A 15,081-nucleotide genomic window follows, 5' to 3' on the forward strand; every position below is an offset into this window, starting at 1 on the left:
TTCACGCGACAGCCGGCCGGTTGGCATAGCCGGAGACGAACTCCTTGGCCTGCCCGGTCTGCGGGTCAAAGACATGACGGCGTACCTTGCCGATATCCGCACCATAAACGTGAATGCTGATGGATACCTGGTCGTCATACACATTGGAGACCTCGTGTATATCACCCACCGTAGGTGACACCACTTCCACCACGCCTGGTTCCAAAGTCTGCGTGTCTTCTTCTGTCATATGTCCGGTATCAGGATCACGGTCAAAAGGCCGGGAGCGTTCGGCACCACGCAACATGCCAATCAAGCCCCACACCGTATGGTCGTGAATGGGCGTTTTCTGGCCGGGGCCCCACACAAAGCTGACCACGGAAAAGCGTTCCTGCGGGCAGCAATACAGCAAGTACTGCTGATAAAACTGGGGATGGGGCTGGGTGTATTCCGGGGCCAGCCAATCGTCCTGGGCCACCAGTTCGCCCAGCAGGACGCGGCCTTCACGCAAGATATCCTCCTCGCCTACAGCGGGGCGGGCGGTCAAATCATTCATCCCTTGGATAAATTGCTCAAAACGGGGGTGCATAAGGGGATGTCTCCATAGTTGACTGGGCCTTGCGGCCCAATTCGTGAATCAGTTCTTATTTGTTCAGATACACCGGGGCACGTTTTTCTTTGAACGCGGTCATCCCTTCCTTGGCATCATAACTATCCTCGATCGCTTTCAGTTGCCGCATGGTGCGCGCCATCTGCTCGGACGGGCCTCGCGTCAGCACTTCATTATTGATAAAGCGCTTCAAGGTTTGCAAAACACGCGGCGACATCTTGGCCAAGTCCTGCGCCATACGCACAGCAGCCTGGACTTGCTCGCCTACCGGCACCACTTCATTGGCAAAACCCAGATCGTAAGCACGGCGGGCTTCCAGCGTGCGGCACAACAAGATCACTTCCATGGCGGCATGATGCGGAATGCGCGAGGCCAGGCCGGAGATAATGCCGCCAGTAAAGCCCAGCTTGGCTTCCGGGTAGGAGAACTTGGCGCTCTCGGACGCTACCAGCAAATCCGTCATCATGGCCATCACCAGGGCTCCACCCACACACCAACCACTAACGGCCGCAATAATGGGCTTGTCGGTTTCAAAGCCTACCGTGGGAATGGCGCGCCACAACTCGGGCCACTCATTAATATCGGCACCCGCGGAAAAAGCGTCATTGCCTGCCCCGGTCAGCACGGCTACGCGGCGTGTGGGGTCTTCGTCAAAGGCCAGAAATGCCTGCTGCAATTCCTTGACCACGGTAGCGCTCAAGGCATTGCGGCGATCCGGACGATTGATCGTGAAGATGGAAACACCGTCATCATGGTTTTCTACAAGAATGCACTGATAATCTGACATGGTTTACTCCTCCTGGGTATTTTTCAAAGAATAGGTTTTGGTTTTATTCGCCTATGGACAGGCGGGCATCGACGGCGTGACAGCGGGTAGCCGCCACGATCAAGGGGTTGATATCCAATTCAAAGTTGGTGTCGCGCAGGTCGTGGGCCAGAAAGCTGACTCGCACAATCGCATCGAGCACACCGTCCCGATCCAGCATGCGTCCCCGGTATCCCTTCAGCAGCTTGTCGATCATCAAGGTAGACAAAAGTCGATCTGCATCAGCCAGGGTTAAAGGGGCCGCGGCAATCACCCGGTCCGACAGCATTTCCACCAGAATGCCACCAGCACCAAACACCACGACCGGGCCAAACTGCGCATCCTGACGGGCGCCGATCAGCAGTTCCACGTCTCCCTTGGCCATGGCCTGTACCAGCACCCCTTCCAGACGGGCATCTGCTTTATAGGCTTTGGCATTGGCGTAAAGCCGGGCAAAATCGCGTCGCAAGCTGGCTTCGTCGGCCACATCCAGCGCCACCCCACCCGCTTCGGTTTTATGGACGATATCGGGGGAAACAATCTTCATCACAACCGGATAGCCAATCTGCTCGGCCTGCACCACAGCCTGTTCCACGTCCTCGCACACCTGGCCCAGATTCACGGGTAGGCCGTAATGCGCCAGCAAGCGTTTGGACTGATCTTCATTCAGAACACCGCGCGGCATGACCGTGGGTGCTTGGCAGGCGCTGGGGCGCAAGGCTGGCTGGCGCGGCACGAACTGACCGTGACGTTTCCAGGCGGACAAGGCCAGCGCTGCTTCCAGACTGGAGCTGGCATACGCATGGCCATGCTGGGCCAGTTTCTGCCGCAAAGGCTCGGATGTTGCGCCCGCATCAAACGCCACCATCACGGGTTTGGCCCAGTGCGGTTCGGGATGGATGATTTTTTCAATCAGGGCCGCCATCCATTCTTGCGGGCACATGGAAGCCGTGATCAATACCGCATCACTTTGCTGATCCTGCATCAAGGCATCCAAAGTAGCGCGAGCCACTTCGGTGGAGTCCTGCGTCAGACGCGCTCCCAGATCGACCGGGTTCTCCGCCTGCCCAGCCGGGTAATGGGCAGCCAGAGCCTGCTTGGTAGTAGCGGAAAAACCGGACAGTTCCACGCCATGCTCTGCCAAGGCATCTGCAGCCAAGGCCCCACCGCCACCCGAAGGCGTGACAATCGCGACTTTGGAAATCCTGTTGCAGGTAAAGCGCACCATGCTGTTTGCCAGCAAGAGCATGGCCCCCATATCGTCCATCAGACTGATGCCTTCATCGCGACAGACACTGGCAAACACATCATGGTCGCCCGCTACGCTGGCGGTATGCGAAAAGGCGGCCGCCTTGCCCGCACTGGAGCGCCCTGCCTTGACGGCCAGCCAGGGCTTGCCCGCAGCCTGAGCCCGACGAGCCGTGCGACGCAAAGCATGAGTATCTTTAATGCCCTCTATATAAGTACAGATCACTTGCGTCTTGGGATCATCAATCAGGAAATCCACAAAATCGCACAGGTCCAGATCCGCCTGATTACCGACCGAAAACCCATAGGTAAAGCCACCGCCCATGGCCCAGGCTCGATCAAAGTAGGTAGTCATCAAGGCACCACTTTGACTGACAAAACCAATAGGCCGCTCCGGCAGACTGTCTCTGTCCAGCACCGGCGAAGAGCACAGCACCAGACTGCGGCTGGGGCTAATCATGCCCAGGCAATTGGGGCCGATCAGTCGCATGCCCGAGTCACGGCAGATACGCAGCAAGGCTTGTTCACGCTCCAGCCCACGCTCGCCTGCATCAGCAAAACCTGCCGAGATCACCAGCAGACCGCGCACCCCCATTTGAGCCGCAATCTGCGCCTGCTCCAGGACGGTATCGGCCCCCACTGTAAACACGGCCAGATCCGGAGCACTGTCCAGTGCAGCCAGACCAGGCACAGCGGGCAAACCAAACAAACTGCTACGGCCGGGATTGATGGGCAGAACCTTGCCGCCATAACCGTGCTTGAGCAGCATACGGAACAGTCGTCCGCCAAACTTGGACTGATCTTCCGAGGCGCCGACCAAAGCTATGGATGCCGGGTCCAGCAAAGCGTCCAGCGTGCTGGCGCAAGTGACGGTTTCCATCACGTTTGTCTCCTGTTGGTGGTTCTGTGAGCGTTTAGTCATCACTCATCTTGATGGTCTTGAGCAGCTCGCTGTAATAAGCCCGGCTCTTTTCCAGATCTTTGGCATACGCATCGCCATCTTTCCAGCTGGCACTGACGCTGATGCGGTGGAAACGCTCCTGGGTCTGCGGCTCGGCCAGGATTTCTTCGGTAGCCTTGGCCAGCTTCTTCATGACATCGTCAGGCGTGCCTGCCGGTACCGCCAGCCCCCAGAACCCTTCAAAGGGCAAGGCCAGATCAAAACCGGCTTCTTTCGGTGTGGGCACATCCGGCAGTTCGGGATGGCGCACGCTGGCATACGTCACCAAGGCTTTGGCCTTGCCGCTTTTCACCAGTTCCAGCCCGACACCATCAATAAAGAAATCGATGTGATTGCCCATCAAGGCCGTCATGGTGTCTGCCGAGCCTTTGAACGGCACGTGCAACAGGTCCAGCTTCTCGGAGTTTTCCAGAATCTCGCCCGCCAAATGGCCGCCAGACGCAATACCTGCAGATCCATAGGTCAGGGTGCCGGGCTCCTTGCGGGCCAGCTCGACAAACTCTTTCAGATTGGAGACGGGCAAATCATTGCGCACCGTCATGATGGGCAGGTAACCGGCCAGACTGCCTACAAAATCAAAGCCCTTGATCGGGTCATAAGGCACGTCGCGTATATAGGGCAGCACGGTAAAGGCGGTGCTGGTGGCCAGCAACAAGGTATAGCCATCGGGTTTGGCACGCCCCACGATAGACGTGCCCAGCGAGGTGGTGCCGCCAGGCCGGTTTTCAATCACGATGGGAACGCCAAGCTTGACGCGCAGACGGTCGGCAAACAGACGCGCCAGATTGTCGCTGTTACCGCCTGGGGGATAGGGAACCACAAAGGTCACTTCACGGCTGGGATAGGTATCGGCCGCGATGGCCGCCGGGGCAGAAAAGCTGCTGACTGCCGCCAGTCCCGAGACCAGCACTGTGCGTAGAAACCCGGTGCGCGAAAAAAAAGAACTGAACATGATCCTTGCCTCCTGTGTGAGAGTTTTCCTCTCTTCGTGTTCCAATATATAGAACGCTGTTCTTGTTTTTGATATTAAAAATGCCGTGAGAACGGCTTGAATACAACAGACAGCAACAACACAAGCAACTTAGGACAACGGTTCAAATAGTGGGATATTTGATTTCAGGTGTCAACTATTAAACCCCTTCGGGATTTCCCCAGTTCGATCATCTGGTCGCATTGGGCTTGACCGCAACGAGCTTCTGGATAAAATGAAAACACTGCTTTTCCATGTCAATTTGAAGAACGCTGTTCCAAATATCAGAACACCAACCCTTAACTGATCGAAGGAATTCACTCATGTTCTCTGCCATCGTCATCGACAAAACCGACGGCCAATACAAAGCCAGCCTGCAATCCCTGGACGAGTCCGCCCTACCCGAAGGCCAGGTTACCGTCCGCATCGACTACTCCACCCTGAATTTCAAAGACGGTCTGGCCATGACGGGCAAATCCCCCGTAGTGCGCCAGTTCCCCATGGTGCCCGGCATCGACTTTGCTGGCACGGTAACCGACAGCAGCGACCCGAATTTCAAGTCCGGCCAGAAAGTGGTGCTTAACGGTTGGGGCTTGGGTGAGGTCCATTGGGGCGGTCTGGCACAGCAAGCACGCGTGAAAGGCGATTGGCTGATTCCCCTGCCCGACGCTTTCTCCACCCAGCAAGCCATGATGATAGGCACCGCCGGCTATACCGCTGCACTGTGCGTGCGTGCCTTGCAGCGCCAAGGCGTCACGCCGGACAAGGGCCCGATTCTGGTGACGGGTGCTGCGGGTGGCGTGGGCAGTGTCAGCGTGGCCCTGCTGCATGCCCTGGGCTATACCGTGATGGCCAGCACGGGCCGGCCTAAGGAAGAAAGCTACCTGAAGGCGCTGGGCGCCAGCGAGATTGTGGATCGCAACACCTTGAGCGAACCGGGCAAGCCGCTGGGCAAGGAGCGCTGGGCCGGAGCCATCGACAGTGTAGGCAGCCATACCCTGGCCAATGTCTGCGCAGGCACGCAATACCTGGGTGCAGTCGCCGCTTGCGGTCTGGCCCAGGGCATGGATTTCCCTGCCTCGGTGGCCCCCTTCATTCTGCGTGGTGTGCAACTGATTGGCATAGATAGCGTGCATTGCCCCAAACCTGAGCGTCTGGCGGCCTGGGATTTGCTGGCCCAGCATTTGTCTATCGAAGCCCTGGAGCGCATCGGCGCCAGTACCATCACGCTTTCCCAAGCCATTGATCAAGCCGGCCAGTTACTGGAAGGCAAGGTACGCGGCCGCATCGTAGTTGATGTGAACGCCTAAGGCCCTGTCGGCCCCCATCTACCTATCACGCTCTGGAGCTGATTCATGGATACGACATTGCCCCTGAACGGGGTTCGGATACTGGAATTTTGCAATGTGGCCGCAGGCCCGTACTGCGGTATGTTGTTGGCCGATATGGGGGCCGACGTCATCAAGATCGAACACCCCAAGGGGGGTGACACCTTGCGTAGCTGGCCGCCCATCAACCAAGGGTATAGCGAGAACTTCGCTTCGCTGAACCGCAACAAACGCTCGGTCACGCTGGACTTGAAGAACACTGAAGATGTGGCCAAGGCACGCCAACTGGTGCTGGATGCCGACGTCTTGCTGGAGAACAACCGGCCCGGCGTCATGCAGCGTTTAGGACTGGACTACGAAAGTCTGAAAGCTATTAACCCCAGACTGCTGTATTGCTCAATTTCCGCCTATGGACAAAGCGGCCCTCGTTCGCAGGAAGGCGGTTTTGACCTGACGATTCAGGCCATGAGCGGCGTGATGAGCGTGACGGGCGAAGCAGGTGGAGCCCCCGTCAAATGCGGTGTTCCACTGGCGGACTTTGCGGCCGGTTTGTATGCCGCTTTTGCCATCAGTGCCGCTTTGCCACAGGCCCGCGCCACCGGCCAGGGTGCACATATCGACGTGCCCATGCTGGGAACCACACTGGCCATCGCTGCGCTGCAAACCTCCGAGTATTTCGGCAGTGGTCGCGACCCGGACAAGCTGGGCTCCGCCCACCCCCGTAATGCCCCCTACCAGGCGTTCCAATGCAAAGGGGGTTACTTCGCCATGGCAGCGGGCAACGACGCACTGTGGCGCTCCGTCTGTCAGGTTGTCGAACGCCCTGATCTGACCGAGGACGAGCGTTTCACCAGCACCACCTTGCGCGCCAAACATCAAGACGCCTTGCGTGAACTGCTGGAAGGCATTTTTGTGCAACACGACTCCGAACACTGGCTGGCGCAATTCCGTGCCCAAGGCGTGCCGTGCAGCCCTATCAACCGCTATTCCGACGTCTTGCGCGACCCGCAAGTCGAGCACATGGAATGGGTGCAAAACATTCGCCTGCCGGGCACAGACACCGAAACCCGCACCTTTGTCTCGCCCCTGCGTATCAATGGGGTGGGCTTGCCCGTCCGTCTGGCACCACCCGCGCTAGGCGAACATAACGACAGCATCTTGCACGGAGTCACCCCATGACAGCGCCGTATTGCAGCAGCAGTCCCAGTCTGAATGTGGACTGCGCGGGCAAAGTCTGGACCCTGACACTGAACCGGCCCGACAAGCGCAATGCCTTGTCGGCCGATCTGGTCGAAGCCTTGATCGCGGCCGTGCAGGCCGCGGAAAAGGCCCAGGCGGATCTGCTGATATTGCGCGGTGAAGGCCGCAATTTCAGTGCTGGTTTTGACTTCAGCGACTACGAGCAAGAAAGCGAGGGGGACCTGGTACTGCGCTTTATCCGCATTGAAACCCTCTTGCAGATGCTGGCCCGTACGCCCTGCGCCACCCTGGCCCTGGCACATGGGCAGAACTTCGGCGCAGGCGTCGACTTGATTGCCGTGTGCCATCAGCGCATCGCCAGTGCCGATGCCAGCTTTCGCATGCCTGGACTGCAATTTGGTCTGGCATTGGGAACGGGCAGACTGGCTGCCCTGATCGGCGGGCAGCAGGCTCATCAACTTCTGGCAGGAAGCCAGATTTTTGATGCTGCCAAAGCGGAGCAACTGGGTTTTATTAACGGCATACAAAAGCCCGATGCATGGCCTGCTGTCATCGAGCAGGCTCAACAGACTGCGGGCTTGCTGGACGCAACCAGTCGCGCCTATCTGCATCAGTTAACGGGCTGCACACAACAAGCTGACCGGGATATGGCAGCCTTGGTACGCTCTGCTTCCGCACCCGGCATCAAGCAAAGAATTGCGGCCTTCCGGCAAGCCGCAAAATCTTGAACTTTCTTTCCTGAATGGAATTGCCCCCAAAAACTGAAGATACATCCAGATCTTGGGGGCAATTTGCATCCGGGCGGCTTCTTGCAGCCCGGACAAGCTGACTGGGGCTGTAGCAGCTTAACGGCCGCTATAGCCCAAACGGCGCGAGATCTGTGCCGCTGCCGTCATCAAGGTTTTACCGGCCTGAACCAGCCGGGCTTCTTCCAGACGTTCCGCAGGCCCGGAAATACCCAAAGCCGCCACCACCATTCCACGACTATCGTAAATAGGCGCAGCCGCCCCCACGACCTGCTCACGCCATTCACCACGGTTAATGGCATAGCCCTGTTCACGCACCTGCTCCAGCTCTCGGCGCAAATCACCAAACTTGACCAGACTGCGAGGCGTATAAGGCTTGAGGCGGTTCTTGACCAGATTCAAGGTATCTTCACTGGCCCAGGCCAGCATGGCCTTGCCGGTAGCCACACATTGCGCAGGCGAGCGACCACCGACCGTGGTGTAGGCGCGCACGGGCTGCGGGCTGTCTATCTTCTCGATATACAGCACCTCGACCCCGTCCAGCAGCGACAAATGCACCGTTTCCTGGGTTTGCTCGGCCAGCTCTTTCATGAAAGACAAGGCTTCCACCCGCACATCCAGACGGTTGGCCAGGCCCGAGCCCAGCTCCCAGAGCTTCATGGTCAGCTCGTAGCGACCCGTATCTTCATTCTTGCGTGCGAAGCCCTGGTGAACCAGGGCCTGCAACAGGCGATGCACATTGCTCTTATTGAGCATCAATTGATTGGCCAGTTCGGTAACACCCGAACCGCGTTCGTGCTTGGCCAGGGCTTCCAGGAGCACCAGGCCCTTAACAAAAGTCTTGTCCAATCGAATATCCCATCAGTCACTAAAAGTGCATGAATTGTCTCATGGAACAGAACCACGCCATAGCCAGACAAGTCCGTATAGCAAAGCAGCAAGCGGCTTTCGCAACAGTTCCATCCGCTTTTCGAGCAGACAGGCTTCAAGACTTGAACCTTAAACAACAAGCCTGCTACCCGCCAAGGTCAAACACCGGCCAGCAGCACAGAGGTTTTTCCGCTTTCCAGCCCAGGCCAAATGCGTGTACAAAGAGCCTTGCCTTCCCTTTCTACTGCCCGGAGCCACACCCCGATGGACACCACTTCCCCGCCTCTTGCCCTTGCGGCCATCGTGCACGCAGGCAAAGGCAGTGCCGACGCCTTGCTACTGGAATTCGTGCAGGAATTGCGCGCGAAGAACTATCGCGTCTGTGGTCTGGTGCAAGGTCCGGAAATTCAGAAGGAAGACCATAGCCTGCGCACGGTGCAGGATCTGGACAAGGGCACGCTGTATCCCATTACCCAGAACCTGGGGGCGGAATCCACCGCCTGTTGCCTGGACATTGGTGCCTTGCTGGAAGCCAGCGAAGTGCTGCGTCGGGCGCTGGAAAGCCCGGCTGATCTGGTGATTGTGAATCGCTTTGGAATTATGGAAGCGGACGGCCAGGGCTTTAACAACGAGATCATGGCCTTGATCGACCAGGGCTACCCGGTGCTGACTGTTGTGGCCCACACCTACCTGCCTGCATGGCGTGAGTTTACGGGTGGCCTGGCTGTGGAACTGGAGCCGGAGCGTCAGGCACTGTGGGACTGGTTCGAGAACAGCCGTCAGTCCGCCTGAAGGCCTCCAACGGGGCTAGCGTGATCCAATTTACGGAGCTGCCAGAATCAATCGGCAGCTCCTTATCAAACTGTCATGGCTGACAGATAGCCCTTCAAAACCCCGGCGAACCAAGCCTAGAACGCCCAGTTCAGCGACACATTCCCCGAGATATCCGCCCGGCTATTGCCCAGCAAACGGGTCCCTGCGGAAATACCCAAACGCAAACGCTCGGAGCTTTGTAGAGTCAAACCAGCCCGCAATGCCAGCGCATGGCTATCGACACGCGCATAGCGGCCATCAAAACCTGTCTGTGGCGAAGCCTCAAACTGTGCGTACTGTGTCTGTTTGCGGCCCAGCAAGGCCTGTTCCCAGGAAGCGGACACCTCGGCCTGCAAACGGCGGCCCTGCTTCAATTCCCAAGCCTGATTGACAGCCAGACCCAGCGACGCTTGCAAGGAATGGGCACGGGTCGAATCCAACTGCAAACGACTCCCCGCATCACCCTCTTCACTTAAACCGGGGCGGCTGTAACGCAGATAATCCAAGGCCAGAACCGGACCTATACTGCCTGCTTCGCCCAAAGGCCAGTTATAGGCAGTCTGAACACCCGCTGCAAAGGTATGGCCAGTCCAGTCAGATTTGGGATTGGCCTGATAGTCAGAAAACGCGATGCGTCGGTTCAGCTTGCCCTGCTCCAAGCCCATACGGACTTGTGCCAGACCTTTCCAGCCCTCACGAGCGTCAGCACGGTACAAGGCATGCACACCGGCACCCAATCCCGTCAACGTGCTTTTCGCCTGATAAGGGGCATCTATATTCAAACTTTGCTCATTAGCAGTCGCATGGGCACCCAAGCTCCAATCACTACCGGCAGCGCGATGTTCAGCACCGAACACGACACCATAAGTCTGACTGCGGTGGTCTACATCATTGCTGCTTAACTGCCAGTGATAACGGCCACCAAAAGGCTGGATAAAAGTCTGCCAGCCGTCCTTGCCCAGGCCAGGGCGTTGACGCAGTTGCTCTGACACCAGTTGCTCTCGACGCACGCTGGCAGCCAATTGAGCACCGTAAGCACCGGCACTTAATTGATTGAGAGCATCACCAATCTCGCTGCCATCCGCGCTGGAGAAGTCCAAAGCCTGGTAGATAGAGGCCAAGGGACGCTGATTGTCAGTGGAGGCCTGCTCCAGACTGCGACCTACTGCACCCGCATTCGGATTAGCGGCATAGGGCGAGTAAGCCGCTGCCTGACGGCTGACCGACCAGCCGCCGTTATTCACATGCACGCTCAGGCTGGGCGAATTCAGGCTGGCTGTCAGCAGATCAAAACCACCCTGGGTCTGTGTGGCCTGAAAGACCGTGCTCTGGCTCAAGGACCAGCCATCGGCATACCAGTCAGGCTGCAATTGCAGCTTCAATTCACCGGCCAACTGGGCCAGTCCTTGAACCTCAATACGATCATGCTGGCGAGTATCCGCCTCGATCAGAATGCGGCCTTCGGGGGCCTGAACAAAATCCCCCTGAATCGTCATCTGACCAAAGGAGTTTCCCGGACTCAAGGTGCCGTGGTTACTGAAATTGCCTTCCGGGTTGATGGCGTAACTGCTATTGCCACTTAAGGTAGCGCCCGTATCCACACGCAGGCCGAGCAGCTGATGCTGGCCATTCAGCGAACTTTCGCCCCCTGCAATCACCACGGCCAAATTGTCCGCGCCCTGAATATTGCCGTCGTAACGCAGACGGAAATCAGAGTCGGCCTGTAGCGTGGCGCGCCCTTGTTCATCTGCTTTTTGCCCGAAATTCACATGGGTGACAAACAGCTCGCCATTGTTTTGACGAGTGGAATAGTCAGACAGGATATCGCCCTGAATCCGGGCTCCCTGCATGATGTTGATATTCTCAACCTGGGCATTCCTGGAGATCTGGATAGCGGCTTTCTTGCCCGACAAAAGACCGGCTAAATGGTAGTCCTTGATCAGTGCGCCCTGCAAAATCTCGGGCACATAGCCAACAGGCTTGTTCTCCAGAGGCGAGAACCATTGCCATGAACCATGGTAGCCATCCTGATTGCCCCTGGCGTTATTGCCAAAATCAAACAAGGCCGCTACCCCGTCCTCGCCCTCCGCACGCACTTCACCCTGTTGCACAATCGTGTGATTACGGCCATAACTGAACTGCAGACCACGCCCAACCCAGCCCTGGGCATGGATACGCGTGGAAGCCGGAATAATCAGTGTGTTTTCACTACCGTCCACCCGCACACCTATACCGCCAGGGCCAGCGCCAAGCAAATCCGCCGCTTGGGTAATCGTATTGCGCTGACCATAAATGTGCAGGCCCAGACCTTGAGTCGCTGTGTTGTACTGCCCCGGCAGATACGCCGTACCCTCGGCATTACGCGCAAAAAAACCATTCTGATTCACCAGGGTGACGTCATCCCCGTAAACCGAATAGCCATAGAAATTGCGCCGGTCGATCTGCAAACCCAGATCCTGCATCACCGCAATTTCAGCTTCCATGAAATTGGTGTAATTGCGGTAGCGTTGATGGCTCATCAAGCTGTTGCGCAACTCGCTGTGGCTCATGTAATCCGTGTCTATGCCAGCAGCAGGATCGTCATGAAAAGTCAGAATGCTGACCGGGACGCCGGGCATGGCATCACCCAGCACCTCCTGCACATGCTGGCCAGTGAAGTAACCCTGATCCTTACGCAGATCGAAGGCCTGCGCATCATAGGGATTACTGCAAGGCGTACACAGAACGATCTGGTCAGGGCGGGCCGGGTTGCCATTATCATCCCGCAAGCCTGCCCCCCACCGACTCAGGAAAGGAAGAAACTGCGGCGTGCCCGTGTTTGGCCCATTCCTGTCGTAAACCAGATTCGCCAAGCCCAGGGCATGCGCCAACTCATGAAAAATGACCCCGTTATAGTCCGTCTGACCCGTCAAGGGTAATTGGCTGGGATTGACCGGGGCCGTATCAAAGGGCATCAGCCCGATATTGATAATCCCATGGGGGCTGTCGTAGTCCTCTGGCGACAAGGGATTGAACAGAGCAGCCTGCAGTATGGAAACCGCCACCGTATCATCCTCCATCAACCAGCGGGCGGCGCTGGCAGAGGCACCGGGTGCCGCGAAAGTGCCCAGATGGACAACGCCGGGACGATAATTCGGCGGCAGAATCAGGATTTCAGCCCAGCGCTCCAGCGCCGCACGAATCTTGCGGCGACCGTTTTCGTCCACATCAAAGGCAGACGGCCCATTGTTGCCATAGGGACCATCCTGAGGGCCAAAGACCCGCAGTTCAAAAGCCGCTTCCCCTTTCTTGTTGTAGATAATTTCAGACTGATAGGCGTGGGCGCTGGCCGAAGCCGCCAGCAAGACACCGGCACTGAACAGGGTTTTCAAGATCGCGGACATGAGCTTGGGCTCCAGGCTTGGGGAATACACAAGACGGTCCGTGTAGTAAACACCCCAGGGACAGCCTCCGAACAAGCACCTTAATGCAAATAGCGCGCAGAAAACGTTTAATTCATGCCGTATGCCGTCCAAGATCCTTGTGGCTACCTGCTCAAGGCGTCACGATGTTGAACCACAAGCCGGGTTCCTCAAACAGGCCTGCAAATTCCTGGAACTTGCGACCCGCCCCTTGCAGCTTGGCACGATCCGTTTTCATGGCCGTTTTCCAGTCCAGCATCTTGCCTTGAATCAGCTTGAAATCCGCCAGGCTAACTGACATGGTGGCCTGAGCCGGCAAACCGGGGCGCGTACTGTAATTGAGTACCGAATTGCCAATGCTGATGGTGTAGGTCGTATCTATATCCACAAAGTGGAACGCAACCGTCAGCTCCTTGTCTTTGACCTTATCATCGTCCAGACGCACGGCCATCAAATCAAACATCATCTCTGGCGTCAGTGCGGCCAGCATATCGGCATTGTTATTCGGGGGCACAGGCAGATCCGGCGCACCATTGCGCAGTTCCAAAGCCCCTTGCAGGTAGATGGAACGCCACGGCCCGGACTCGGCCTGATAACCCAGTTGCTCGTAGCTATTGGCCAGCAATTGGCGCGCTTCCGTATCTTTGGCATTGGCAAAGACCAGATGCTTCACCACCATGGCCACCCAACGGTATTCACCACGATCAAAGTCTTCCCGGGCTTTTTGCAGCAGCCGATCACGCCCTATGTATTCCACATACTTCGCCCCCGCTGCCGTGGGTGGCAAGACATCCAGACTGGACGGATTGCCGTCATACCAGCCCATGTAGTACTGATACACCGCCCGCGCATTGTGCTTGAGCGTGCCGTAATAACCGCGCGTCGCCCAGTCATTCTGCAAGGACTCCGGCAGCTCGATAAGCTCGGCAATTTCTTCGCCGGTATAGCCCTTGTTCATCAGGTTCACACTGCGATCGTGAATGTACTTGTACAGATCGCGCTGCTTGATCAGGTAGTCATGAACCTGCTCCTTGCCCCACACAGGCCAGTGGTGCGCCTGAAACTTTACTTCCGTACTGTCGCCAAACAGATCGATCGTTTCATTGATGTAGTTGGCCCACTCCCTGGCATCTCGCACCTGTGTGCCGCGCAAGGACAGAATATTGTGCATGGTATTGGTGGTGTTCTCGGCCATCCACATGGCTTTGAACTGTGGCAGATAAGTATTCATTTCCACCGGGGCCTCGGTGCCCGGCGTCAGTTGCATGACCATTTCAACACCATCAACCACCAGCTTCTCACCGGACTTGGCCACCGAACGCGTAGGCGCAATCAGGGAGACGGAACCCAGCGGATTGGTCATGCCCAGCCCCGAGCCCACGCTGTGCTCCGGACCACGCGGCAAAAAGGCGCCGTACATATAGGTCGCACGGCGCTTCATGGCATTGCCTGCAATCACCCCTTCGCTAATGGCATGCTCCACAAAACCTTCTGGCGCGATGATCTGCACCTGCCCTGAATCCACCGCAGCCTGATCCACCAGCCCCTTGGCTCCCGCGTAATGGTCTATATGGGAATGGCTGTAAATAATCGCCTTGATGGGCGCTGCCTGCACATGCTTTTGCAGCAAGGCATACGCGGCGGCAGCCGTTTCGGTAGAGGTGCCCACATCGAACACAATCCAGCCCGTTGTGCCGCGCACAAAGGTGATGTTGGACAGGTCATAGCCCCGCACTTGATAAATATTGTCCGTGACCTTGTATACGCCATCGAGCAGGTTCAGCTGCGACATGCGCCACAAGCCTGGATGCACCGTGCTGGGTGCAGCGCTATCGGGCTTGATGAAAGCCTTGTAGGAATCCAGATCCCACACCACGTTGCCGCTCGCACCTTTGATCTGCAAGCTGGGCTCGCGGTAAATCAAACCGCGCTGGGCATTCTTGAAATCCTGGGTGTCATCAAACGGGAGCGTTTTCATCCACTGAGCGTGGCGCTCCTGCGTTGCCTGCGTGGCAGGTGCGGCCTGTGCCTGACCCAAACCCGCGCTGACTACTGCCGCCAGCATGACTGTTCTTATCGCTGCATGTGCCATGACACGCTCCTCCTGATGGGCTTTTTCAACAAGCGTCTCATTCTGGGAGCAAAGCGGG

The 15,081-nt window shown here is 57.3% G+C and carries 11 protein-coding genes; 4 read left to right on the forward strand and 7 right to left on the reverse strand.

Going from position 1 to position 15,081, the window contains the following annotated elements:
- Window position 1: 1 nt before the first annotated feature.
- From U2949_RS16125 to U2949_RS16140, 4 genes are read right to left on the reverse strand one after another with little or no spacing between them, the layout of a single operon-like run.
- Window positions 2-568, reverse strand: coding sequence for a cysteine dioxygenase family protein (locus tag U2949_RS16125; RefSeq protein WP_407654196.1), 567 nt, complete (start codon window positions 566-568; stop codon window positions 2-4).
- 55 nt (window positions 569-623) lie between these two features.
- Window positions 624-1,376 carry an enoyl-CoA hydratase/isomerase family protein gene (locus U2949_RS16130; protein WP_026485373.1) on the reverse strand — a complete coding sequence of 251 codons (753 nt, stop codon included), beginning with the start codon at window positions 1,374-1,376 and terminating at the stop codon, window positions 624-626.
- Between the two features lie 43 nt (window positions 1,377-1,419).
- Window positions 1,420-3,522 (reverse strand): acetate--CoA ligase family protein, encoded by a 2,103-nt coding sequence (locus U2949_RS16135; RefSeq protein WP_257723668.1) that lies wholly within the window; start codon window positions 3,520-3,522, stop codon window positions 1,420-1,422.
- Between the two features lie 34 nt (window positions 3,523-3,556).
- Window positions 3,557-4,555 carry a Bug family tripartite tricarboxylate transporter substrate binding protein gene (locus U2949_RS16140; RefSeq protein ID WP_321288811.1) on the reverse strand — a complete coding sequence of 333 codons (999 nt, stop codon included), beginning with the start codon at window positions 4,553-4,555 and terminating at the stop codon, window positions 3,557-3,559.
- Window positions 4,556-4,896: 341 nt separating this feature from the next.
- Between U2949_RS16140 and acuI the strand changes: the two genes are divergently transcribed.
- From acuI to U2949_RS16155, 3 genes are read left to right on the forward strand one after another with little or no spacing between them, the layout of a single operon-like run.
- Window positions 4,897-5,883, forward strand: a complete 987-nt coding sequence (gene acuI / locus U2949_RS16145) for an acrylyl-CoA reductase (NADPH) (RefSeq protein ID WP_257723670.1) — start codon at window positions 4,897-4,899, stop codon at window positions 5,881-5,883.
- Between the two features lie 45 nt (window positions 5,884-5,928).
- A complete protein-coding gene (locus U2949_RS16150) occupies window positions 5,929-7,080 on the forward strand; it encodes a CaiB/BaiF CoA transferase family protein (protein ID WP_321288813.1) in 1,152 nt (383 codons plus the stop codon).
- A complete protein-coding gene (locus tag U2949_RS16155) occupies window positions 7,077-7,829 on the forward strand; it encodes an enoyl-CoA hydratase/isomerase family protein (RefSeq protein ID WP_321288815.1) in 753 nt (250 codons plus the stop codon). Before U2949_RS16150 ends, U2949_RS16155 begins: the two co-directional genes overlap by 4 nt.
- Window positions 7,830-7,946: 117 nt before the next feature.
- On the opposite strand, the gene U2949_RS16160 is transcribed toward U2949_RS16155, so the two are convergent.
- Complete coding sequence (locus U2949_RS16160; RefSeq protein WP_250756086.1) at window positions 7,947-8,696, reverse strand: IclR family transcriptional regulator; 750 nt, start codon at window positions 8,694-8,696, stop codon at window positions 7,947-7,949.
- Between the two features lie 285 nt (window positions 8,697-8,981).
- On the opposite strand from U2949_RS16160, the gene U2949_RS16165 reads away from it, so the two are divergent.
- Window positions 8,982-9,509: a DUF2478 domain-containing protein gene (locus U2949_RS16165; protein ID WP_321288819.1), complete on the forward strand. Its 528-nt coding sequence runs from the start codon at window positions 8,982-8,984 to the stop codon at window positions 9,507-9,509.
- 116 nt (window positions 9,510-9,625) lie between these two features.
- On the opposite strand, the gene U2949_RS16170 is transcribed toward U2949_RS16165, so the two are convergent.
- Both U2949_RS16170 and U2949_RS16175 read right to left on the reverse strand, forming a co-directional pair.
- The gene (locus tag U2949_RS16170) at window positions 9,626-12,913 is read right to left on the reverse strand and encodes an autotransporter outer membrane beta-barrel domain-containing protein (protein ID WP_321288821.1); all 3,288 of its coding nucleotides are present in this window, start codon (window positions 12,911-12,913) and stop codon (window positions 9,626-9,628) included.
- 151 nt (window positions 12,914-13,064) lie between these two features.
- A complete protein-coding gene (locus U2949_RS16175) occupies window positions 13,065-15,023 on the reverse strand; it encodes an alkyl/aryl-sulfatase (RefSeq protein WP_321288823.1) in 1,959 nt (652 codons plus the stop codon).
- Between the last annotated feature and the right edge of the window lie 58 nt (window positions 15,024-15,081).

Origin of the sequence: Alcaligenes phenolicus, from assembly GCF_032063905.1 — a bacterium.
GTDB lineage: Bacteria > Pseudomonadota > Gammaproteobacteria > Burkholderiales > Burkholderiaceae_B > Alcaligenes > Alcaligenes phenolicus.